This window comes from Streptomyces caelestis (genome assembly GCF_001279005.1).
In the GTDB taxonomy this organism is placed as follows: domain Bacteria; phylum Actinomycetota; class Actinomycetes; order Streptomycetales; family Streptomycetaceae; genus Streptomyces; species Streptomyces heliomycini.
Genome location: NZ_LGCN01000151.1, coordinates 1 through 263 on the forward strand (window position 1 = coordinate 1; position 263 = coordinate 263).

1 pseudogene is annotated in these 263 nt (G+C 73.0%); it reads left to right on the forward strand.

From position 1 onward, the window contains the following. Window positions 1-263, forward strand: a pseudogene (locus tag ADK41_RS41670) (VWA domain-containing protein); the annotation flags it as partial.

Here is a 263-nt window from a genome sequence, read left to right on the forward strand (position 1 = left end):
CACCCCACAGGGGCCACCCGCACCCGACGACGAAAGCAGCACGGGTGGTGCGGGCGGGAACGAAACCCCGGCCGAAGGCGAAGCCGAGGCCGACCCCGAGCCGGAGGCCAAGGCCGAGCCGGTGACCGACGTAGAGACGAAGACGGAGCCCGAGCCCGAAGCGAAGCCGGAGGCCAAGGCCGAACCGGAACCCGAGCCCGAGGCGAAGTCCGACACTGCCGCCGAAGCCGAGCCCGCGATCGCCGACGGCGAGGACACCCCAC